This window comes from Neisseria sp. HMSC067H09, from assembly GCF_001814135.1.
Taxonomy (GTDB): Bacteria; Pseudomonadota; Gammaproteobacteria; order Burkholderiales; family Neisseriaceae; genus Neisseria.
Map to the genome: position 1 here is coordinate 31,225 of NZ_KV814876.1, position 19,269 is coordinate 50,493.

Below are 19,269 nucleotides of genomic sequence, written 5' to 3' on the forward strand. Positions count from 1 at the left end.
GCAAAAGGATACCGTATGACTCAAGAACACTTTCCCGAATTTTTCGAGCAAGCCCCGACGCTGACCGTCCAAGACGCGCTCGCCGAATTTCTCGGCGCGGCAGAGGAGGGCATCATGCAGTATCGCTACGCCGATGCCGTCCGCCTGTGCGGACACTCCTGCCCCACCGTTGCAGGCGCGTACCTCATGACGCTTAAAGGCCTGAAAGCACTTTACGGCAGCGATCTGCCGAAGCGCGGCGGAATCGAAGCCGCCATGCAGGGCGCGCGCGACGAAGGCACGGTCGGCGTTACCGCATCCGTCGTCCAACTCTTAACCGGCGCCGCTCCCGAAACCGGCTTCGGCGGCGTCGGCCCGCAAGGACGCTTCGTCCGTCGCAACCTGTTGAGTTTCGATGCCGACATCGAAGGCACGCTGACCCTGCGCCGCAAAGACAACGGTAAAACCGTCGCCGTCAGCCTCAACGCCGCCATGCAGCCCTTCGCCCCCGAAATGCGCGACATCATGCCCAAAGCCGTCAGCGGCACCGCCACCGTAGAAGAACTCAAACGTTTCGGCGAACTCTGGCAGGCGCGTGTTAAAGCCTTCTTGATTGATTTGGCAGACAATCCCCAATTCGTCATCGTTCGCGAAATCTGAAGCCCATCCTTTTCAGACGACCTCTCATGTTCGGAGGTCGTCTGAAAACAAATCCACACATCACACCCATCATGATTACCATCCGCAACGTCAGCTTCCACATCGGCGGCAACCCCATCCTCAACAACGTCAGCCTCGACATCCCCGAAGGCGGCATCACCGCGCTCATCGGTCCAAACGGCGCAGGCAAATCCACGCTCCTCTCCTTCATGGCGCGCCTCCGCCCGCTGGAACAGGGTAGCATCAGTTACGCCGGCAAAGATGTTTCGACCACGCCCACCGCCGAGCTGGCAAAAACGCTCTCCATCCTGACCCAAGAAAACAGCGTCATGAGCCGCATTACCGTGCGCGACCTGCTCATGTTCGGGCGTTACCCCTACCACCAAGGCAGGCCGACCCCCGAAGACCTCGCCATCGTCGAAAACGCACTTTCTGAGTTCAAACTGGACAGCTTCGCCAACCGCTACCTGACCGAACTCTCCGGCGGACAACGCCAACGCGCCATGATTGCCATGGTCTTCTGCCAAAGCACCGATTACGTCCTCTTGGACGAACCGCTCAACAACCTCGATATGTACCACGCCCGCGCACTCATGCAGCTGCTTCAACGGCTGACCCGTGAACACAAGCGCACCACCGTCGTCGTCCTGCACGACATCAACCAAGCCGCCGCCTACGCCGACCACGTCATCGCCATGAAAAACGGACAAGTCGCCATGACCGGCACGCCGAACGACATTTTTACTGCTGAAAATATTAAAGATTTGTTTGATATGGATGTGGACGTATTGGACTATCAGGGCAAGAAGCTGGTTATCCATCACGTTTGAGATGCGGATGTGGAAAAGGTCGTCTGAAAAGTTTTCAGACGACCTTCCATCATCAACCTCAACGTAACCCCGTTTTCAGACGACATCAAGCTGCGGCTGAATGTAAAGGGTATTTGATGGGGAATAAGTACGGATGAGTCTGAAAAAGCTTTAGAATGCATCGGCAATAATGAATATTTGTTATTGAAAAACCTACTGACGGGCTTCAATCAGGAAAAGCATGAAGCAGCAAGGGTATGGATGTATCGTTGGCAGCGTTGGACCTTTTGGAAATGGTGTGAGGGATTATATGAACAACTGGAAGCAGTTTATATTTTTTGTAATATTGGCCATAGCTTGTTATCAATTTCTATATTTTTTATCTGATATGTTCCTTCTCGGCTATATCAATAAATACAGTTGGAATTTGAATTTTATTCAGGGGACTTTGAATTTTCTTTCAATATTTCTTCCCTATGTTTTTGTTAGACGAATTTTCAGGAAAACCAATCAAGAAAAGGAAGATGCAAATAATTGAAGTTCGACTTCATGAATTATAGTGGATTAACTTTAAATCAGGACAAGGCGACGAAGCCGCAGACAGTACAGATAGTACGGCAAGGCGAGGCAACGCCGTACTGGTTTAAAGTTAATCCACTATAAAGCCGGTTTCATATTGAACCGGGAGACAGATGGCGAACCGAAATAATAAGGTTCCTGCCGTTATTCCCGCGCGGGCGGGAATCCATAGGAAATTTTACGAAATAGGCGTTTAAAACCATTGCTGAATTCAAAAGCCGATTTCCAGAGCGAGAAGGGCGGCAGGAGGGGCAGTATCTTTCAATCCGCGATGTCCGTTTCGCTCCGCCCCAAAACCATCGCGTCCCCATAGCTGAAAAAACGGTATTCATGTTCGACCGCATGGCGGTATACCGAACGGATGTGTTCCATGCTCGAAAACGCGCTGACGAGCATCAGAAGCGTGGATTTGGGCAGGTGAAAATTGGTAATCAGGCGGTCGATGACGCGGAAGCGGTAGCCCGGCGTGATGAAGATATCCGTGTCGCCCTGTCCCGCTTTCAGACGGCCTGTCTCGCGCGCGGCGGATTCGAGGGCGCGCATGGAAGTGGTGCCGACTGCCCAAACTTTGTTTCCGCGCGCATGGGCGGCTTCGATGGCGGCGACGGTTTCGGGCGGTACGTCAAACCATTCGCTGTGCATTTTGTGTTCTTCGATTTTGTCCACGCGCACGGGCTGGAACGTTCCCGCACCGACGTGCAGGGTCACTTCCGCCGTTTCCACGCCTTTGGCTTTCAGACGACCTAAAAGCTCGTCTGTAAAGTGCAAACCTGCCGTCGGCGCCGCGACCGCGCCCTGATGTTTGGCGTAGACGGTTTGATAACGCTTGTCGTCATCCGCGCCGGCAGCGCGTTCGATATAAGGCGGCAGCGGCAAATGGCCGTTTTGCTCCAGAAGTTCGTAAACGGTTTGTTCGCCTTCAAAACGCAGGCAGAACAGTTCGTCCGCACGCTCCACCATGACGGCACAAATATCGCCTTCAAAAATCAGCTTTGTGCCGGGTTTGGGCGATTTGGACGAGCGGATGTGCGCCAGTGCGGTATGGTTGTCCAAAACGCGCTCTATCAAGGCCTCGATTTTTCCGCCGCTCTCTTTTTGCCCGAACAGCCGCGCTTTCATGACTTTGGTGTTGTTGAACACCAAAACGTCGCCCGCCTCAATATAATCAGGCAAATCGCCGAATACGCGGTCTTGCAGCGGCATATCGGGCAGCGCGACCAAAAGGCGGCTGCTGCCGCGCACTTCAGGCGGATGCTGGGCAATTAATCGGTCGGGCAGGGTAAAATCGAAATCGGAAATGTCCATAATCTTATTTTGATGCTTACAAATTTTGTCAGGCGGTCATTATACGCATTTCCCCGCGGGCTTGGCGTTTCATGCGAAAGGTCGTCTGAAACGCCAAGCCCGCAATATTTTGCGTCCTAACAAGGCAATACGGTATCATTCGTTCTGTTTCAAACGCCACCGCATCAGAGAGAACAACATGAATATCCCCGCCATTTCCGCTGCAATCGAAGCAGTAAAAATCCCCGGCACCGAACGCACGCTCGGCAGTGAAAAAGCCGTCAAACTGTTGGAAGAACGTTCCGACGGCCTCCATATCGGACTGAAATTCGGATTCCCCGTCGGGCATATCGCCGCCGACATCGCCAACAGCCTGCAAGAAGCCGTCATCGGCATCACGGGCGACGCGCATATCCACCTCAGCATCGACACGGAAATCACAACGCACAAAGTACAGCCCGGCGTTGCCACCATCAAAGGCGTCAAAAACATTATCGCCGTTGCATCCGGCAAAGGCGGTGTCGGCAAATCCACCACTACCGCCAATCTTGCCACCGCCATGGCACGCATGGGCGCACGCGTGGGCGTACTGGATGCCGACCTCTACGGTCCCAGCCAACCGACCATGTTGGGCGTACAAGACCGCAAACCTGACCAACAAAACAAAAAACTGATTCCCGTCGAAGCCGACAGCGGCATCCAAGTGATGTCCATCGGCTTTCTGGTCGATACCGACCAAGCCGTCGTTTGGCGCGGCCCGATGGTCAGCCAAGCCTTGCAGCAGTTGATGTTCCAAAGCGAGTGGGACGAAGTGGACTACCTCTTCATCGACCTGCCGCCGGGTACTGGCGACATCCAGCTCACCCTGTCGCAGAAAATCCCCGTAACCGGTTCGGTCGTCGTTACCACGCCGCAAGACATTGCCCTGATTGATGCGCGCAAAGCAGTCGATATGTTCCACAAAGTCAATATTCCGATTTTCGGCGTACTGGAAAACATGTCGGTACATATCTGCTCCAACTGCGGTCATGCCGAAGCTATTTTCGGTTCTGAAGGCGGCAAAAACTTGGCAGGCCGTCTGAATGTCCCGCTGCTCGGACAACTCCCGTTAAGCCTGCCCGTGCGTGAAGCAATGGATGGCGGCACGGCGAAACAGTTGTTTGACGAACATCCCGCCATTGCCAAAATCTACACAGACGCAGCCTTCCAAATCGCACTGACGATTGCAGACAAAGGCAAAGATTTCAGCAGCCGTTTCCCAAAAATTGTAGTGGAATAACGGGCAGAGGTTGTCTGAAAGCCTTTCGAACGGTTTCAGACGACCTTGTGGTGCTGAAGATTATGCAAAAGCGAATAATCAGAAAATCAAATATTTAAAGATTTAATCTTGTTGTTTTGAGAAAATTGCTTGACACGAAAAGTCTCGCCTTCTATAATTCACAGCTTATCGGGTCGTTAGCTCAGTCGGTAGAGCAGCGGACTTTTAATCCGTTGGTCGAGCGTTCGAATCGCTCACGACCCACCACTTTTCCTAAGCCTAAACAATTGTTTAGGCTTTTTTCTTAGCCACCGCCTATCTTGGGGTGTGCCTGTTTTGTGTCGAAACTAAGACCGACACTGTCCAATATAGCCGCGTGTCCGTGCAAATGTTCGGGGGCTAGATGGGCATACTTCTGAACCATCCCGACATTTTCCCAACCGCCCATTTCCTGCAAAGCGGCGAGCGGAACTCCGGCTTGTACCAGCCAACTTGCCCAAGTATGCCTCAGATCGTGCCATCTGAAATCAACAATGCCTGCCTGGGACAATGAGTTTTTCCAAATACGCGAACTGATGCTTTTCACGGGTTTGCCGTTTGGTTGGGTAAAAACAAAAGACGGGTGTTTGCCCATCCGTTTTTGCAATATACCGAGTGCCGTCTGATTCAGGGCAACGCCGATAGCGCGTCCTGCTTTGGCTTCGTCGGCCTCAATCCATGCCGTCTTGCGGCTTAGATTGATCTGCGACCACTTCAGCCCCAATACATTGCGTTGCCGCAAGCCTGTCGCTAAGCTGAACACTGCCATATCGGCCAAATACTCCGGCAGGGCATCAATCAGCCTTTGGGCTTCTTCATGTTTCAGCCAACGGATACGGCGTTTGGCTTCACGATACAGCTTCAACTTCGGCACATTGTCCAGCCAGCCCCATTCTTTTTCCGCCTTATTCAAAATCGAACGGATTAAGGCAAGATAGCGATTTTTGGTACTGTCCGAACAAGTCATGCGGTTGATGGTCTGCATGATGAAATCACGGCTCATATGGTGCAAGAAGACACCTCTGAAATGAACTAGGCAGCGCAACCGGCTGATGTCATCCCTGATGCTTTTCTTGTCCCCCATCTCTTCAATCCACCGAACTGCCGCTTCATCCCACAGCCGTTTCGGTTTTTCGTTGAAATGTTCCTGCTGCCACAATTCATGTTTCAGTTTGTCATGCAGCCTTTGGGCTTCATTTTTGTCTTTGGTGCGAGAAGATTGTCTAATTCTTTGACCGCTGCGCGTTGTGATGTCAATGTAATAGACGCCGTTTTCGCGTTTATAGATCGGCATTTTTGTTCACTCCTACTTTCGAGTGAAGCCAGCAACCGCGCATTTTCCAGTTCGGTCAAAAATGCGTCAAGTGCGGGCTGCGTGATACAGTATTTCCGCCCGGGCATGGAGGCTGCCAAACGGCCGGAGCGGATGTGTTCCCGTATGGTTTCGGGGTGGCATTTACAGTATTGCGCCGCTTCTTTTACGTCATAAGTTTTCATGGCTACCTCACTGTTTCATAGACCGTATAGGGGGCATTTTCCAGCAGCAGCGACAACCGCCGAACTGCCGCATATCGTTTAATACGCGGCTCAAGTACCAAAAAATTGCTCCTGTTGATATAAAACAGCAGGCAGAGATAACCCTGCCTGTCTGTTTCGATTGGAACAAGGCGGTAGTGCGGATACTGTTCGTCCGTCGGCGCGAACAGCCTACCCACTTTCACGGTAACGACCTTTATTCTTGATTCCGATAACATATGAATCCTATACAAATTTTGGAATAAAGAGCCCCAATAGAAGAATTGCAAAAAATATCAATGCAGCGACTAACCAAGAACGATTCATTTTAGCTACCACTTCATCAATATGTGCTTGAGTTTGCTTTGCAATTTTTTGTTGAATGGAACTGGATATTCGTCCTTCGCTTTCGGACAATTCTTTGCCGTACCCTGCCAGCAGATCAGCCAGAATCTGTGCCCGATAGGTTTTCAAATCTTCCGCAATCTGAACCGCTGCTTTCAGCGGTTCTTCGATTTCGGCAGTGATTTCGTCAAAATCCTGACGGGTATGGACACGCTGCTCGGCAAACAGGGCTTTCAGACGGCCTTCCATTATCAGCAGGATGGGAATGATGGGATCGTCCGCCGTCAGCTTTACGCCCGACAGGCGGAATGTTTCTGCAATAATGGCATCTACATCGGCTTGATTCATCATCACTCGCTTCCGTCTGTTTGCTGCGTTGCCAAGAACGGGACTTTATCCAGTTGTTGCCACAAATCGCGCTGTACGGTTTTCAGACGCTGGCGCGGCATCAAGCCAAATGTGTCAGATGTGATTGCTTCGGACAGTGATAAATTTTTACTTGTCATCTCCTCCAGGTCTTTACCGAAAGTGTCGGGATTGCGGTTCGGAATATGTACGATACCTATAATTTGGTCTTTAAATTCTTTATAAACTTTAAATTGGTCAAACGGTTTCTCCTGCTCCACGTTTCCCCGAAAATCGTTCAACCACACAACAACCTCGGCTTTCAGGCTTTTCAGTATCTGTACTAACCCGGTAATACAGTCGTTCAATGCCTGTCCGCCCGTCAGTGGCACATGAATTACCATCCGAACATTATTCTCGGCCAACAACTCCGGAATTGAGTTCTCCGCCATATAGGACATCAACGGCACAAACGTTGCCGCGCCGTTGTCAACAATGGCTATGCCTTCTTCGAACACCAATTTTTCCACCAAACCGTCAAAATTACGCGAATTGATGGTATTGTGTTCCGTCATGATTTTAACCAGCTCGGGTTTGAAAGCCTGATGACGCAGAAAGGTTTGGTTTACAGGGTCTGTATCGAAGCAGAACAGAGGGACAGGCATGGCTGCGGCTGCGGCGTTTTTCAAGTAGTCGGCGGTAAATGCAGCAATCGTAGATTTACCGACCCCGCCCTTACCCTGGGCAATAAAATGGACTTCCTTCATGGCATAACCTTTCGTTTGTAATGATTTTTCACAAAAAGAAACCTGCTCGCCCTTGAACAGGCTTTCGTTTGTAAAAAAGCAGCTCTCACCTTTCGGAAGAGCTGCATAAACTGCTAAACATTATGCCGATGTAGAGCAGGAGTGAAATTTTCAGTGAACATCAACCCAACGACCACCGGTTTTCTCTTCGCCTACATAACGCACCTTGTCGCCAGTGGTTGTCCAACCATGTTCAAAATATGCTTTGCAGTATTGCGGTTTATCGGGACGGACACGGAATTTTTTAACCATCTGACAGTTTTCCTGTTTGGTGTAGTTTCGGCCAAGACGGTTATAGGTTTTCTGTTCGCAAACCTGTTCCCATGCCGGGTAACGCATCATTCGATTCAACTCTTTTGCATCACAACGACCGGCTCCTTCCGCGATGGCATCTACTAATCCAGCCATTTCCCGATTTTCAGAACTTGCCGGACACATCTTCAAGAAGTTCCGACGTGCTTTGAGGGTATCTCCCAATTTCTTGTGTCGGATCGAAAAATAACGCTTAATCGACGGCGCACACTCGCTTGGACGGTCGCCTGACGACAGGCACAAAACCGCCTCGCACGCCAAGCGAGTATCGCCCGTCAGCACATCGTCGGCAAAAGCCGCAGGAGCAGCCCCCAGCATGGCGGCCGCCAGCAAACCCAAAGATTTATTCATACACATACCTTTTAAAAGACCCACCGATGCGGGTATTGAAACCAAAGACGAAAAAAAGGATAATCTGCGTACCCCACGAGATTACCCAATCTCAGAAAAAACCGCTTTCTCAACAAAGCGGTTTTTTCATTGCCATACGACCGTCCGAACTTGGAACTTTCTTCCTTCTTGGACAATGTTCACACATAAATCACCATTGCCCTTCATCAGCAGGTCAACCTGCTGGGCAGCGGCTCTCATGCTTTGATAAGTACCGATGACGATCTGTTTGACGGGCTTTCCGATTTTTTTCATGTTGCTTCCTTTCGCTTTCAGATAAAGTGAAGGTCGTCTGAAACGTTTTCAGACGACCTCAGAATTTAATTGCAGGGCTTCCACCTGCTCCCCGACCTGTTGCCGGTAGTCAGCCCTTAACGTCAGGCAGGACGTTTGATTGATGCTTGCGGCGATACATACGACACGGGAAGCCTCAAGAGTTCGATAAAATAATGTTTATCCTCTAGCCTTTAAAATTCCCCTCAATACAGATTCAACCTCTTGTGTTGCCTCCTCGATGGAAACCTGTTTCTGCCCGAAAATACTGGCGAAGAACGCCTTAACCAGCAGTTTCCGTTCCTCCTTGCTGTAATCGTCTTGGGGAATCACGCCCCGTGAAATCATGCGCTCCAGCATTTCACGTTCTTCCTGATCGCGGCGGTATTCCACTGCATGGCGCAGTTTGACATCTATGTTTGCCTTCAGTCGTACTAAGGCGTCGTTCTCTTGCTTCATTTTGCGTCTCCGTCAAAACAGGCTGAAATGCAGGGCTTCCACCTGCTCCCCGACCTATTGCCGGTAGTCAGCCTTATCAGGGCATCGCTCAAAACGGCAAAGCGCGATAACTGCCATGCCGCCGATTTTTACCCTCCCGCTACTGCTGGTTGTTCACGGGCAAAGTGTTTGTTCACACAACATCACACACGGACGGTATCGGAACCGCTCAGTCTTTTTGCTCCGAGCTGCTGAGTTGCGCGCCGCCTTTTGTGTAGCTAGGCGGTAGAAAAGGTCGTCTGAAACGTTTTCAGACGATCTTGGGAATAGGCGGGCATTTCTTTACCCGTGTTAAGATTGGATTACCACATCTTCTCTTTACACGAAACAAGAAATGCCCATGGAAAAACATTCAAAAGACTTATTTGAAAATATTGCTGTCAGCGTTATTTATTTATCGCTGTTTTTTATACAAATACTGCCACTGTTTGTATTTTTATGCGTATTGTTTTCCGCTTGGCAGTTATGGAAAAACCGCAGTGAGGTCACAAAAAAGTTCAAATGGACATGGAGGTTTTTTGTTACTTCTGCCTTCGCATTATTTGTCGCCAAAATATTCGCGACCCATCATTTCAATCACAAATACGGAATCTATCCCGAATATCTCAATTATTCAATTTCCGTATGGACTGTCATTACCGCAGGTATGTTTTTAACACTTCCAATCTTGTGGCATATACTCAAACTCATGAAAGAGGGTAGAAGAGCTCCCGTGTTTAAATCACTTAAAAAAGGGATATATGCAATAACACTGTGCATGATGTGGGGGCTTCTTATCAAAACGTATGACCAAGCCGTCGAATATGATCGTTGGCTGCTCATGTTGGATGCGTACAGCTATTCAGACTGCAAACCAAATCGGGGCAGTTTTGCCATACGGAAGAATGATACGGTCTGCTATCGGTTCATATTTAACAATCCCATCAAAATAGAGATGCAAGAATACCCATCACTTAAAAAATGAGGAGCAACCGTGGCATGAGCTGACATCCAAGGATGTCCAAATAATTATTTCAGATAAAATCCATACCTGAACGCCGTTGGTTATCGTTATCAAAGCCGATTGCCTGTCGTACTCTTTCCAACCTCGGAATATATGGAAAGAATGTAACAACGCCCATGTTAAAATTATAAACAGCCTGATTTTATTGCAGCAGTCCATCTTATCATTCATCTCCAAATGTGAACTCAGGTGGTAGAAAAGGTCGTCTGAAGCCATCTTCAAACGACCCAAAAACAAAACCCGCTTATTCAGAATAAGCGGGTTTGCAGTATAATCACGTCAGGCGGTCGGACTGCACCGATACGCCCGCACCCTGAGAAAGTCAGGCGTATCACGGCATCGAACCGCCCGAAAGGAGGTGGAGCCTCGTGAAAATAATAAAAATTGCAGTATTAGTTTTGCTTTTATTTGCTTCGATTCCTGCTTGGTAGCAGTCTAAGACAACTTAATATAAAGCAGCCGTCGGTTCTTGGCGCACCCGACGGCTTTATTTTATCCTGATATACAGCCACAGACAACCACATACAGTCATATACAGCACATACAGCCGACAGGTGCTGTCAATTTGCCGATTTCTTCTGACAAAATCCTGCAAACCACCCCTCAAACTCCGCAGCAATCTCATCAATATCGTCAAAATCGCTATCTTTCCAAAGATCGCTGCCTTTCAGATACCACTCAAACTTCCACCAGTAGTCGTTCGCGATGCACGATGTGACGAATGCGTCATCGTGATTCTCACGGTTCGCCTCATAAATTTCCTGTCCCGATCGCACATAAACCGCCGAGCGTTTTTCAAAATGATCACTGATTTCTGCTGCTTTGATTTGCAGGGCTTTAATTTCATCCTTTGTCATATTTGTCATAACCGCACCTTTGAACTATAATAAACTGTCTGATTATTTCGGATGAATCTAAACGGAAACCCACTTGTGCAAGAAGTGGGCTTGGATTTGGATACACCTTTAAAGACGGGTAGAGCCGTCTGAACATTTGGGCATACGCCCTATCGGATTTATCCGATAAATACCCGCTCACGGCGGGGAAAAAGAAAAACCAAATGTATTTTGCAGCTTGTCCGCAGATTATCGCTGCTGCATCGGGATTACGTCCCGATTAAAAAATACGTCCAACTTGCCGCCTGTTACCGGACCCTCTCATCAGGCTACCCGGATGCGCGGCATTTTTTTTGGCAGGTTGAAAGCTGCCCGCAACCGTTTATCCGATTTACCCAAAGGCTCGATCGCCTTTTCTACGCTTGTTGTTTCGGACTTTTTAAGCCGAAATAACTCCGAAGGCCGGTTGCTACGTTCCAAACTGTTAAAGATCAAATTGTTATGTTTAGTATATTTTAAATATACATACCTGTCTATTACAAGTTGACATTTTTCCTAAGAAAATTTTTTACTTATTGATTATTAATGTTTTATTTTCATTTAAAAAAAGAAAGGACATCTGAACCTTGAAACGACCTTTTTGGGGAATTGAAATTGGTGTCCTAGAAATGTGAAAAACAAAAAGGTCGTCTGAACTTTTAGACGACCTTTTTGTTTTGATGAAAATAGTAGCTGTTTATTGCAATATAGGATATAGTTAGCTAACTAAACTAAGTTAAAGGTATTAATCATGTTCCAGGCAAATATCCATCAGGCAAAAACCAATCTCAGCCAATTGATTCAAAAAGCTGAGGCAGGCGAAACCGTCATTATCGCCAAGGCAGGAAAACCCTGCGTTCAATTGACCGGTATTGTCAAACAAGAGCGGAAAGCAGGCGGTCTGAAAAAATTCAGCAATTCCCAAAATACCGATATTTCCAGAATCCTTGAAAGTGATGACGATACCGCAGATTTATTTGAGGCTTCTTCACTATGAGAAAGATTCTGTTAGATACGCACGTTTTACTGTGGTGGCTGATGGATGATGACAAATTAGGCGAAAATGCCCATAAAATAATCAGAAATCCCAATAATCTGATTTTTGTCAGTGCAGCAAGCATTTGGGAAATTTCCATCAAATTAAATAAAGGGCTGCTGAAACTGCCTGAAGAATTTTTTGATATTACAGGGCAACAGGATTTTGAGAATCTGCCAATAGATTTCTTCCATGCAAAACAAGCAGGATTACTCCCTCCGATACACCGAGATCCCTTTGACAGAATGCTGATTGCTCAAACTCAAGCGGAAGGCTTAGAACTGATGACTGTTGACGGATATATCCCTCAATACGGAATCAGGGTAATTGATGCAAGCAAGTAAAAATATACTTCAAACACAAAAGGTCGTCTGAACTTTCAGACGACCTTTTTGGTTTAACTAGTAGTTTTCTCTGATTAGATGTTGATTGGCAAACTTCAAAATAGGGCTTGTGTTTGGCTAGGAAAAGTTTCTATTAAGATTAATAACTACGCCAATAATATTCGCATCGGACGGCATGATTTCGGGTTGGTTATCATTGTATTTTAAAAAATGCTGATTCTTTATATCCAGCAGAAGTTTTGCAACAATGCCTCGGTTGTGTGCAGAGACTACCATTATAAAATCACCATGTTTGGCTATGATATTTGGGTTAATAGTTAGAATATCATTTTTGAAAATCCCTTCACTTTGTAAATCGTTATCAGGGACGCGAGCCAAAAAAGGTTTTATAAAACCGGTCCGGGGGACATTCTCAAGATTTATTAGAGGACTATCTATCTTATCGTTGTGTGTGCAAGAAAAAGAGGCATCTCCAAAATTGTTTCCTCCTACTTGTATATGATTTGCATTATTATTGATCACTTGATTTTGGTAAGGTAGTGGATAATTGCATACCTCAGATATTTTTACCATAACCTCAAATGTAGGCTTATTCCTTCCTTTTTCAAGAGCGGAAACGCTACCCTTGCCAGAGAATCCAATTGCCTCAGCCAACTCTTCTTGCGTCAAGCGCGCCTGCCTTCTTGCATTTGTGACCCATTTAGCCAAATCGTAGTTCATAGGACAGTCTTGATTTAAAAATTTGATTCTATATAGACTCAAAATAGTTGTCGCATCTGAATAATTGACTAATATGTATATTAAAAATATACTTAAGATAATATTTTACCGAGAAAATATATGCTGAAAGCTCTTCAAGTAGTAGTCGAATTAATTGGTAGTCAGGCATCATTAGCTCGAAAGTTAGGTGTTCAACGCTCAACAGTGAATAGTTGGATTCATGGTAGAAACAAAATTCCGCCCGAGGTTGCCATCAAGATCGAGAAATTGACCGACTCCAAAGTGAAGAAAAAAGAACTGAGACCTGATTTATTCGACTGAACATTCGGAATAATCATGCTCACCGCCGACCTCCGCCATCACATTACAACGGACTTCGTGGTTTATCGCGAGTTCGGGCTTTTGTGCGGCTCTAATATTCAGGCGGCAACATTGCTGTCGGGGCTGTTTTGGTGGAGCGATGTGGTTGACAAAGAGCCGAAACGTCATGGCTGGATATACAAGACGGCTACCCAGTTATTTGACGAGTTCGGACTGACGCGACGTGGGTACGAGAAAGCGAGAAAGTTTTTATTGGGCAAAGGCGTGATCCAATGCCGACGTGCAGGCGTACACGGCAGAATGCACTGGCAGCTCAATAAAGAGCGTTTATTGGAGCTTTGCTATCTAGTTAAAGGCGAGGCAGTGCCGCAATTCGACAGCCGCTATCATATCGATACAGACAATTTCCGCCTCGAGAAATGGATTAATCTCGGTCTTTGGAATGACTTTTTGAAGATGCGCGCCGAAAAAGGCAAGCCCCTCAATATCAAGCAGAAAAAAATCCTGCTCAACCAGCTCAAAGACCTCAAAAATAAGAACTACGATCTCGAAGCGGCCATGCGGAAAGCTATTCTGAACGGCTGGGCAGGCTTCTACGCCTCCGACCGTCCCTCCAATATCCCCGCGCCGTCCACGTCCGAGGCGGCCACGCGCAAAGCGCGGGCTGAGTATGAAGAACAAATCAAACAATCCTCCCATCCGCCCCCTGATACAAGCGGGCAGCGGAATCCCGACAATCCCGATCGCCAAAATCTCAAAAACCTCTTTAGGAAAAAACAGTAATCATCAGGCTGTTGGCACCGCCACGCTCAAACGCTGCTCCGGCAGCTTTTTTTGTGCCTTTTGCCGCTGAAAAGGTCGTCTGAAAGGCTGTTTTGCCTGTTTTTCGGCGCAGATTGGGTTATGTTTACCTGTTTTTCCGTCCTGCTTTCGTGTTTTTATACCAATTAGATTATCAGAACCCGCTTTTTTGATGAAAATAAGTAATTGAAAACATTGTGTTTGTACATATTGAACAAAGAACTTTGGCTTTAGAAGACAGAGAACTTTGTCCGTATAGGACGGCCTTTATACAAAGACCACATCCACAGACCACTATCAAAAAATATTACAGGCGGCCGCCTGATTGTTTTTTGTGCAATTTATGATCTATGTAGATAGATATTGGCGTTTGGGCGGATATGGGGTGTTTTTGAGGAGGGGATATGTACAGGTTTTGTGGATAAATAGCTAGAAATATGTACAGGTTTACTGTACAATTAATTGTGTTGCTTAATGGAGATACAAAAAATGGACTATGTAATCAGCTACACCGCAGCCCGTGAAGATTTGGCGAAGGTTATGACCAAAGTGTGCGAAGACCAAGTAGTAACACATATTACGCGCCGGAACGGAGGGAACTGTGTCTTGATGTCTGAAGAAGAGTACGGCTCTATTATGGAGACGCTTTACCTGTTCGGAAATCCTGCCAATGCTGCACGTTTGGAACACTCGCTGGCTCAGGCAGAACAGGGAGAATTTGTAGAGGTTGATCTGTGATGAAGCACCGTTTTACCACCGATGCCGCCGAAGATTTGGCTTATTGGAAAAAGCACGATGCCAGGAAGGTTGAACGGATCAAGTTGCTTTTGGAAGATATTAAAGCCAACCATCCGAAGGGAATCGGTAAACCTGAACCGCTGCGTCATCAGAAATCGGGGCTGTGGTCACGAAGGATTGATCGGGAACACCGTTTGGTTTACTCGGTAGAAGAAGATACAGTAACGGTTTATGCCTGCCGATACCATTACGAACGCTGAACGCGGTATTTTACCTCGAAAGCCGTCTGAAAATTCAGACGGCTTTTTTATTTGTATTCCTCCGGATTAATCTCATTCTGCCAGTCGAATTTACCTTTGCCTGATGAATTTTGTGGATAAATGGGTTGAGACGAAACATAGAGTAAGGTAAAGTTACCTTACTTTGTTTGATGGAGATTAATCATGGGAACGGCTTTGAGATTAACCGCTAAAAATCAGGTTACGCTGAAAAAAGAGTTTTTGCTGCATTTGGGCATTACTGCCGGAGACAGAATCCATGTCAGCAAACTGCCTAACGGCGAGCTGCGGATACGGGCGGAAAAGAAGAAACCTGTTTCTGACAAATCATTTAGGGATTTCGCCGGTTGTTTGGGCAATCCGCATGATGTCCATCTCTCCATTGACGAGCTGAACGAAGCTATTGCCGATGCTGGGGCAGCGGCAGGTTCTGAAGGATTGAAACTCAAATGAGGCAGATTGCTATTGATACCAATGTTTTGGTACGGTTGTTCGTTGATGACGATTTGGTACAAAGAGATAAGGCATTGGAATTACTGGAAAATGCTGATAGTGTGATTGTGCCAACCACGGTATTTTTAGAATGCGTATGGGTTTTGACCCGTAGTTATAAAATGGAAAAAAACCTTGTTTTGCAACAACTTCGCAGTTTCTCCGAATCTATCCCCAATTTGGTTATTCAGGAGGACGAGCTGGGAGCGGGGTTTGCCATTATGGAAGACAATGGCGACTTTGCCGACGGAGTCAACGAGTTTTTGGGACGCATGATGGGAGCGTCGTGTTTCGTTACTTTTGACCGTAAGGCAGCAGTTTTGCTTGAAAGTAAGGGCTTGGTAGTCGAGCAGATTAAATAATTCGTTGTTGTTGGTACAGCCGTCTGAGTGAATCAGACGGCTTTTTCATTTGTATTCCTCTGGATCAATCCCACTCTGCCAGTCAAACTTGCCTTCGCCTGCTGTTTCAGATGAGCCATTTGCCGGTATTTTTGAATTTTGGGATTCATTTTTTTGCAAATGATTTTGCAGTCGCGGAGCTTTTTGAACTTCCACTTTGCTGTTTTCAGGTTTATGGACTGTTTCTGATTTTGAACGTGTTTTGATAAACCAGTTAATTGTCGTTAGTCCAACTTTGAGACCGTTTTCCTTCAAAAACTGTTGAATCTGTTTTTGAGAAAAGCCTTTTTGCTTAAGTAGCAGGATGTCTGTTTTGAACGGTTCCAATTTAGATCGACGCCCTTTTTCTTCCTGCTCGGTTATGAATTTTTCTACCGAAATACCCATATATAATTCCAATCCAATATAAATCTATTTAAATCTAATAATATCTAATATATAGCCTATAAAATCTAATATTAAACTAACAGAATCTATTTTTCAATCTAATATCATTCTAATTTTACAACTATTTTAAATCTAACTAAATCTATTAATAGTCTATTTTAATCTAAATTCATCCTATTAATAATCTAATATCAATCTATTTGAATCCAATAATATCTAATATTTGAACTAATATTTTCTCAATCAGCGCGTATCTACCCTTCAAAAAGGGATATTTCATAAGTACAACACCAAATTTAACTACAACGCAGGATAGGCAACGAGTGCCAAAAAACGCCCTAAAGCGTTTTTTCAATTCCGCCCAAAAGGGCGGAAACGCCGCAAAGCGGCTGAAGGTTTGAAACAACCATCGGGGGCAGCGGCCGCCGTGTTGTTGGTTGATGTCTAAATTTCAAAGCGCAAAAAGTCCAGACCAAGACAAGTGTCTTTGCACGGCTTCCACCTTTTCCACCACGCCGAGAGGGCGCACCGGACAAAGATAAAAGCCGCACAAAGCCAGTCTGGACTTTTTGCGCTTTGAAATTTTTTACGACATCACAACACGGCGGCCGCTGCCCCCGATGGTTGTTTATTTATGAATGAACATTTATGAAAGGATTATCAAATGGGACTTGATATGTACGGCTACACCATGAATGCCGAGTTTGTTGGCGACCGTCAAACCGATGTGAATGTGAGTGAAGATGAACGCGATGAAGCAGAACTGAATCAATTTGCGTACTGGCGGAAGTTTAACCATCTACATGGCTGGATGGAAAAACTATATCGGCAGAAAGGCGGCAAAGCCGATGTATTTAATTGTTGCACTGTGCGGTTAGAACTCGAAGATTTGGAACGGCTGGAAGCTGATTTAAATGATGAAAAACTAGAACACACGCCGGGCTTTTTCTTTGGAGATTCACAAATTTATCCCGAAGACATCACAGAAACCAAAAATTTTATAGCGAATGCGCGATTAGCGATAGCTGAGGGGCGAGCAGTTTTCTATGACAGTTGGTGGTAATGCCATTTAAACGGTTTCGGGCGGCAAAGGTCGTCTGAAACCTTCGGGAGCAAAAAAATGGATAACACGGTTAAAGACCTGAAAAAACTTATTTATTCATTCGGTGCGGCATATAAACCGTCTGATGTTTTTCGTGATTTCGTGGAGCTGGCAGCCCTTGCGATTTTTAATAGTTATATGCGGGATGATGATTGGGCAATACGCGAGGAACGATACCACACTATCCGCCGAGAATATAAAGAAGAGGCTTTTAAAATCTTTCCTGAGCTGTTGGGCGTTTTAACTTCAGGCTGTCTTCGTGCGGTAAGCGTCGGAAGCTACGAAGATTTTTTGGGTGAGCTTTATATGGACTTGGGCGCGTCAAACGAGCGTAACGGGCAGTATTTTACGCCGATGTCAGTGTCAAGGATGATGGCGAAACTGGCAAGAATCGACACGGCGGAGAAACTGGAGAAACAAAGATTTGTTTCCTTACTTGAACCATGTTGCGGGAGCGGTGCGAATCTGCTTGCCTTTGCTGAACATATCGCCGATAGCGGAAAAGTTCCGACTTTACATATGGCAGCGGTTGCGGTGGATATAGATGTTTTGTGTGTGTGGATGTGTTTTGTGCAATGCCATTTTTACGGTATCCCCGCAAAAATCATACATGGAGACAGTTTAAAAAACGAATTTCATACGGCATGGCGCACAGTGCATTGGTTGCGTGGCGGTTTTGAAGACGATATGAGAGCTGAAATTGAAGCTGATAAAAAAGCCGCTTTCGACGCAAAACAGCACAGTCAAGACGAAACGAAGATAACCGCCCCCGTATTGACATTGGAAGAACAGTTGGTTTTGTTTTAAAGAAAGGTAGAAGAGTGATGATTCAGGATGTGAAAGAAGTGAATATGATAGATAGAATTTTAAATGAAATTTCGGCGTTAAGCCCGAAGGAAATCCGAGAAATTTTTATGCGGATGTGGCGGCATATGGATGCACTGAATGACGGCTTGACGGCTGACGATTGTGTCGAACTTTTTGCAACTGCATTAAAAGGCAGTTCGGATTTTACCTATGATTTGTTGAAGGATACCTGTCATGATTATAGTGTAGGCACGATGACGGAAACATTTGCATTATTGCCGCGTGAAACGTATGACAAAATGTTTTCTGAATGCCTTAAAGGTAAAATTCCCGCTGAAACGCGACTGGATACCGAAGCCCTAATTAAGTTTTTGATGTTGGATAATGTTTCTGAAATTGAAGTGAGCATCAGAAAAGGTTGTATTAGGGCAACACATTTTATAGGTTCTAACAAAAAATTTATCTATGATACAGGGGGCGGCGATGAAAATATTCAATGGAAAATTGAAGATTTTCAGGCTAATTACCAGCATACATGGTGGACGGTAGAGCAGGTTATTTACAATGACTAAGATATAAAGGTCGTCTGAAACGGCGATTTCAGACGACCTTTATATGCTGAAGGAAACTTAACGGAAAAAAACGCCCGCCGCAGCCCCGTTACCGCCTCTCAAGGTTCGGCAGAAACGTCCCCACGCCCCCAAGAGAAAAACAGACTTAGGCAACTTTTCCGGCACCTTCGGCAGCCTGCAAAATTGCCACGCCTATTTTTCTCTTGCCCCCTACGGCGGGCTTTTTTATTTATGAAAAATTAGTATAGTAAATTAAAATCAAAATCAAAATCAAAATAGGACAGTAGCGCATCGTCAAAT

Annotated in this window: 27 protein-coding genes and 1 tRNA gene; 17 read left to right on the top strand and 11 right to left on the bottom strand. The window is 46.2% G+C overall.

Annotation, left to right across the window (positions count from 1 at the left end; genetic code table 11):
* Positions 1–15: 15 nt before the first annotated feature.
* From HMPREF2954_RS02955 to HMPREF2954_RS02965, 3 genes are all read left to right on the top strand, one after another.
* The gene (locus HMPREF2954_RS02955; RefSeq protein ID WP_045073482.1) at positions 16–639 is read left to right on the top strand and encodes an FmdE family protein; all 624 of its coding nucleotides are present in this window, start codon (positions 16–18) and stop codon (positions 637–639) included.
* Positions 640–710: 71 nt separating this feature from the next.
* The gene (locus HMPREF2954_RS02960; protein WP_045073606.1) at positions 711–1,469 is read left to right on the top strand and encodes an iron ABC transporter ATP-binding protein; all 759 of its coding nucleotides are present in this window, start codon (positions 711–713) and stop codon (positions 1,467–1,469) included.
* Between the two features lie 289 nt (positions 1,470–1,758).
* Positions 1,759–1,986, top strand: coding sequence for a hypothetical protein (locus HMPREF2954_RS02965; protein ID WP_045073609.1), 228 nt, complete (start codon positions 1,759–1,761; stop codon positions 1,984–1,986).
* Positions 1,987–2,288: 302 nt separating this feature from the next.
* On the opposite strand, the gene queA is transcribed toward HMPREF2954_RS02965, so the two are convergent.
* Entirely contained in the window at positions 2,289–3,332 is a 1,044-nt protein-coding gene (queA, locus tag HMPREF2954_RS02970) for a tRNA preQ1(34) S-adenosylmethionine ribosyltransferase-isomerase QueA (RefSeq protein ID WP_045073485.1), read from the bottom strand.
* Between the two features lie 178 nt (positions 3,333–3,510).
* On the opposite strand from queA, the gene apbC reads away from it, so the two are divergent.
* Together apbC and HMPREF2954_RS02980 are read left to right on the top strand one after the other, a co-directional pair.
* Positions 3,511–4,590 carry an iron-sulfur cluster carrier protein ApbC gene (gene apbC, locus HMPREF2954_RS02975; protein WP_045073487.1) on the top strand — a complete coding sequence of 360 codons (1,080 nt, stop codon included), beginning with the start codon at positions 3,511–3,513 and terminating at the stop codon, positions 4,588–4,590.
* A 170-nt stretch (positions 4,591–4,760) separates the two neighbouring features.
* A tRNA-Lys gene (locus HMPREF2954_RS02980) sits at positions 4,761–4,836 on the top strand.
* 37 nt (positions 4,837–4,873) lie between these two features.
* Here the strand turns inward: HMPREF2954_RS02980 and HMPREF2954_RS13210 are convergent.
* The 7 genes from HMPREF2954_RS13210 to HMPREF2954_RS03010 form a co-directional block, all read right to left on the bottom strand.
* Positions 4,874–5,866: a tyrosine-type recombinase/integrase gene (locus HMPREF2954_RS13210; protein WP_231574633.1), complete on the bottom strand. Its 993-nt coding sequence runs from the start codon at positions 5,864–5,866 to the stop codon at positions 4,874–4,876.
* Positions 5,776–6,105 (bottom strand): excisionase family DNA-binding protein, encoded by a 330-nt coding sequence (locus HMPREF2954_RS11405; RefSeq protein WP_082054517.1) that lies wholly within the window; start codon positions 6,103–6,105, stop codon positions 5,776–5,778. The genes HMPREF2954_RS13210 and HMPREF2954_RS11405 overlap by 91 nt, the downstream gene beginning before the upstream one ends.
* 264 nt (positions 6,106–6,369) lie before the next feature.
* On the bottom strand, positions 6,370–6,819 hold the full coding sequence (locus HMPREF2954_RS02995; RefSeq protein ID WP_045073493.1) for a hypothetical protein: 450 nt from the start codon (positions 6,817–6,819) through the stop codon (positions 6,370–6,372).
* On the bottom strand, positions 6,819–7,580 hold the full coding sequence (locus HMPREF2954_RS03000) for a P-loop NTPase family protein (protein WP_045073495.1): 762 nt from the start codon (positions 7,578–7,580) through the stop codon (positions 6,819–6,821). Before HMPREF2954_RS03000 ends, HMPREF2954_RS02995 begins: the two co-directional genes overlap by 1 nt.
* A 150-nt stretch (positions 7,581–7,730) precedes the next feature.
* A complete protein-coding gene (locus HMPREF2954_RS03005) occupies positions 7,731–8,282 on the bottom strand; it encodes a TrbM/KikA/MpfK family conjugal transfer protein (RefSeq protein WP_070613224.1) in 552 nt (183 codons plus the stop codon).
* Between the two features lie 126 nt (positions 8,283–8,408).
* Positions 8,409–8,576, bottom strand: a complete 168-nt coding sequence (locus tag HMPREF2954_RS12655) for a hypothetical protein (protein WP_168165591.1) — start codon at positions 8,574–8,576, stop codon at positions 8,409–8,411.
* Positions 8,577–8,774: 198 nt separating this feature from the next.
* On the bottom strand, positions 8,775–9,053 hold the full coding sequence (locus tag HMPREF2954_RS03010; RefSeq protein ID WP_045073499.1) for a hypothetical protein: 279 nt from the start codon (positions 9,051–9,053) through the stop codon (positions 8,775–8,777).
* 379 nt (positions 9,054–9,432) lie between these two features.
* On the opposite strand from HMPREF2954_RS03010, the gene HMPREF2954_RS03015 reads away from it, so the two are divergent.
* A complete protein-coding gene (locus tag HMPREF2954_RS03015; RefSeq protein ID WP_141745297.1) occupies positions 9,433–10,056 on the top strand; it encodes a hypothetical protein in 624 nt (207 codons plus the stop codon).
* Between the two features lie 599 nt (positions 10,057–10,655).
* On the opposite strand, the gene HMPREF2954_RS03020 is transcribed toward HMPREF2954_RS03015, so the two are convergent.
* Entirely contained in the window at positions 10,656–10,961 is a 306-nt protein-coding gene (locus tag HMPREF2954_RS03020; protein WP_045073504.1) for a hypothetical protein, read from the bottom strand.
* 760 nt (positions 10,962–11,721) lie between these two features.
* Between HMPREF2954_RS03020 and HMPREF2954_RS03025 the strand changes: the two genes are divergently transcribed.
* Positions 11,722–11,967, top strand: a complete 246-nt coding sequence (locus tag HMPREF2954_RS03025; protein ID WP_019271419.1) for a type II toxin-antitoxin system Phd/YefM family antitoxin — start codon at positions 11,722–11,724, stop codon at positions 11,965–11,967.
* Positions 11,964–12,350 (top strand): type II toxin-antitoxin system VapC family toxin, encoded by a 387-nt coding sequence (locus HMPREF2954_RS03030; RefSeq protein ID WP_019271418.1) that lies wholly within the window; start codon positions 11,964–11,966, stop codon positions 12,348–12,350. The genes HMPREF2954_RS03025 and HMPREF2954_RS03030 overlap by 4 nt, the downstream gene beginning before the upstream one ends.
* 117 nt (positions 12,351–12,467) lie before the next feature.
* On the opposite strand, the gene HMPREF2954_RS03035 is transcribed toward HMPREF2954_RS03030, so the two are convergent.
* A complete protein-coding gene (locus HMPREF2954_RS03035) occupies positions 12,468–13,070 on the bottom strand; it encodes a LexA family transcriptional regulator (RefSeq protein WP_019271417.1) in 603 nt (200 codons plus the stop codon).
* Positions 13,071–13,190: 120 nt separating this feature from the next.
* On the opposite strand from HMPREF2954_RS03035, the gene HMPREF2954_RS03040 reads away from it, so the two are divergent.
* The 6 genes from HMPREF2954_RS03040 to HMPREF2954_RS03065 all read left to right on the top strand — a co-directional run bounded on the left by HMPREF2954_RS03040 (position 13,191) and on the right by HMPREF2954_RS03065 (position 16,062).
* Positions 13,191–13,391: a transcriptional regulator gene (locus tag HMPREF2954_RS03040; protein ID WP_016688100.1), complete on the top strand. Its 201-nt coding sequence runs from the start codon at positions 13,191–13,193 to the stop codon at positions 13,389–13,391.
* 15 nt (positions 13,392–13,406) lie between these two features.
* Positions 13,407–14,174, top strand: a complete 768-nt coding sequence (locus HMPREF2954_RS03045; RefSeq protein ID WP_045073513.1) for a hypothetical protein — start codon at positions 13,407–13,409, stop codon at positions 14,172–14,174.
* Between the two features lie 507 nt (positions 14,175–14,681).
* On the top strand, positions 14,682–14,930 hold the full coding sequence (locus tag HMPREF2954_RS03050) for a type II toxin-antitoxin system Phd/YefM family antitoxin (RefSeq protein ID WP_231574631.1): 249 nt from the start codon (positions 14,682–14,684) through the stop codon (positions 14,928–14,930).
* Positions 14,930–15,190: a Txe/YoeB family addiction module toxin gene (locus HMPREF2954_RS03055; RefSeq protein ID WP_019271414.1), complete on the top strand. Its 261-nt coding sequence runs from the start codon at positions 14,930–14,932 to the stop codon at positions 15,188–15,190. Before HMPREF2954_RS03050 ends, HMPREF2954_RS03055 begins: the two co-directional genes overlap by 1 nt.
* A 183-nt stretch (positions 15,191–15,373) precedes the next feature.
* Positions 15,374–15,661 carry an AbrB/MazE/SpoVT family DNA-binding domain-containing protein gene (locus HMPREF2954_RS03060; RefSeq protein ID WP_016687813.1) on the top strand — a complete coding sequence of 96 codons (288 nt, stop codon included), beginning with the start codon at positions 15,374–15,376 and terminating at the stop codon, positions 15,659–15,661.
* Positions 15,658–16,062 (top strand): type II toxin-antitoxin system VapC family toxin, encoded by a 405-nt coding sequence (locus tag HMPREF2954_RS03065; protein ID WP_045073518.1) that lies wholly within the window; start codon positions 15,658–15,660, stop codon positions 16,060–16,062. Before HMPREF2954_RS03060 ends, HMPREF2954_RS03065 begins: the two co-directional genes overlap by 4 nt.
* 45 nt (positions 16,063–16,107) lie before the next feature.
* Here the strand turns inward: HMPREF2954_RS03065 and HMPREF2954_RS03070 are convergent, their stop codons facing one another.
* Positions 16,108–16,488, bottom strand: coding sequence for a hypothetical protein (locus HMPREF2954_RS03070; RefSeq protein WP_052673328.1), 381 nt, complete (start codon positions 16,486–16,488; stop codon positions 16,108–16,110).
* A 664-nt stretch (positions 16,489–17,152) separates the two neighbouring features.
* On the opposite strand from HMPREF2954_RS03070, the gene HMPREF2954_RS03075 reads away from it, so the two are divergent.
* Genes HMPREF2954_RS03075 through HMPREF2954_RS03085 form a run of 3 tightly spaced genes read left to right on the top strand, consistent with a single transcriptional unit; the run spans position 17,153 to position 18,969 of the window.
* A complete protein-coding gene (locus HMPREF2954_RS03075; RefSeq protein ID WP_045073521.1) occupies positions 17,153–17,551 on the top strand; it encodes a hypothetical protein in 399 nt (132 codons plus the stop codon).
* Between the two features lie 57 nt (positions 17,552–17,608).
* Complete coding sequence (locus tag HMPREF2954_RS03080) at positions 17,609–18,397, top strand: N-6 DNA methylase (protein WP_045073525.1); 789 nt, start codon at positions 17,609–17,611, stop codon at positions 18,395–18,397.
* Between the two features lie 17 nt (positions 18,398–18,414).
* Complete coding sequence (locus HMPREF2954_RS03085) at positions 18,415–18,969, top strand: hypothetical protein (RefSeq protein ID WP_045073527.1); 555 nt, start codon at positions 18,415–18,417, stop codon at positions 18,967–18,969.
* Positions 18,970–19,269 lie beyond the last annotated feature (300 nt).

What these genes read in the sequence shown, in the direction of transcription:
- HMPREF2954_RS02955 (WP_045073482.1), top strand. Translation starts at nt 16, where the DNA reads ATGACTCAAGAACACTTTCCCGAATTTTTCGAGCAAGCCCCGACGCTG.
- HMPREF2954_RS02960 (WP_045073606.1), top strand. Translation starts at nt 711, where the DNA reads ATGATTACCATCCGCAACGTCAGCTTCCACATCGGCGGCAACCCCATC.
- HMPREF2954_RS02965 (WP_045073609.1), top strand. Translation starts at nt 1,759, where the DNA reads ATGAACAACTGGAAGCAGTTTATATTTTTTGTAATATTGGCCATAGCT.
- queA (WP_045073485.1), bottom strand. Translation starts at nt 3,332, where the DNA reads ATGGACATTTCCGATTTCGATTTTACCCTGCCCGACCGATTAATTGCC.
- apbC (WP_045073487.1), top strand. Translation starts at nt 3,511, where the DNA reads ATGAATATCCCCGCCATTTCCGCTGCAATCGAAGCAGTAAAAATCCCC.
- HMPREF2954_RS11405 (WP_082054517.1), bottom strand. Translation starts at nt 6,105, where the DNA reads ATGAAAACTTATGACGTAAAAGAAGCGGCGCAATACTGTAAATGCCAC.
- HMPREF2954_RS02995 (WP_045073493.1), bottom strand. Translation starts at nt 6,819, where the DNA reads ATGATGAATCAAGCCGATGTAGATGCCATTATTGCAGAAACATTCCGC.
- HMPREF2954_RS03000 (WP_045073495.1), bottom strand. Translation starts at nt 7,580, where the DNA reads ATGAAGGAAGTCCATTTTATTGCCCAGGGTAAGGGCGGGGTCGGTAAA.
- HMPREF2954_RS03005 (WP_070613224.1), bottom strand. Translation starts at nt 8,282, where the DNA reads ATGAATAAATCTTTGGGTTTGCTGGCGGCCGCCATGCTGGGGGCTGCT.
- HMPREF2954_RS12655 (WP_168165591.1), bottom strand. Translation starts at nt 8,576, where the DNA reads ATGAAAAAAATCGGAAAGCCCGTCAAACAGATCGTCATCGGTACTTAT.
- HMPREF2954_RS03010 (WP_045073499.1), bottom strand. Translation starts at nt 9,053, where the DNA reads ATGAAGCAAGAGAACGACGCCTTAGTACGACTGAAGGCAAACATAGAT.
- HMPREF2954_RS03015 (WP_141745297.1), top strand. Translation starts at nt 9,433, where the DNA reads ATGGAAAAACATTCAAAAGACTTATTTGAAAATATTGCTGTCAGCGTT.
- HMPREF2954_RS03020 (WP_045073504.1), bottom strand. Translation starts at nt 10,961, where the DNA reads ATGACAAATATGACAAAGGATGAAATTAAAGCCCTGCAAATCAAAGCA.
- HMPREF2954_RS03025 (WP_019271419.1), top strand. Translation starts at nt 11,722, where the DNA reads ATGTTCCAGGCAAATATCCATCAGGCAAAAACCAATCTCAGCCAATTG.
- HMPREF2954_RS03030 (WP_019271418.1), top strand. Translation starts at nt 11,964, where the DNA reads ATGAGAAAGATTCTGTTAGATACGCACGTTTTACTGTGGTGGCTGATG.
- HMPREF2954_RS03035 (WP_019271417.1), bottom strand. Translation starts at nt 13,070, where the DNA reads ATGAACTACGATTTGGCTAAATGGGTCACAAATGCAAGAAGGCAGGCG.
- HMPREF2954_RS03040 (WP_016688100.1), top strand. Translation starts at nt 13,191, where the DNA reads ATGCTGAAAGCTCTTCAAGTAGTAGTCGAATTAATTGGTAGTCAGGCA.
- HMPREF2954_RS03045 (WP_045073513.1), top strand. Translation starts at nt 13,407, where the DNA reads ATGCTCACCGCCGACCTCCGCCATCACATTACAACGGACTTCGTGGTT.
- HMPREF2954_RS03050 (WP_231574631.1), top strand. Translation starts at nt 14,682, where the DNA reads ATGGACTATGTAATCAGCTACACCGCAGCCCGTGAAGATTTGGCGAAG.
- HMPREF2954_RS03055 (WP_019271414.1), top strand. Translation starts at nt 14,930, where the DNA reads ATGAAGCACCGTTTTACCACCGATGCCGCCGAAGATTTGGCTTATTGG.
- HMPREF2954_RS03060 (WP_016687813.1), top strand. Translation starts at nt 15,374, where the DNA reads ATGGGAACGGCTTTGAGATTAACCGCTAAAAATCAGGTTACGCTGAAA.
- HMPREF2954_RS03065 (WP_045073518.1), top strand. Translation starts at nt 15,658, where the DNA reads ATGAGGCAGATTGCTATTGATACCAATGTTTTGGTACGGTTGTTCGTT.
- HMPREF2954_RS03070 (WP_052673328.1), bottom strand. Translation starts at nt 16,488, where the DNA reads ATGGGTATTTCGGTAGAAAAATTCATAACCGAGCAGGAAGAAAAAGGG.
- HMPREF2954_RS03075 (WP_045073521.1), top strand. Translation starts at nt 17,153, where the DNA reads ATGGGACTTGATATGTACGGCTACACCATGAATGCCGAGTTTGTTGGC.
- HMPREF2954_RS03080 (WP_045073525.1), top strand. Translation starts at nt 17,609, where the DNA reads ATGGATAACACGGTTAAAGACCTGAAAAAACTTATTTATTCATTCGGT.
- HMPREF2954_RS03085 (WP_045073527.1), top strand. Translation starts at nt 18,415, where the DNA reads ATGATTCAGGATGTGAAAGAAGTGAATATGATAGATAGAATTTTAAAT.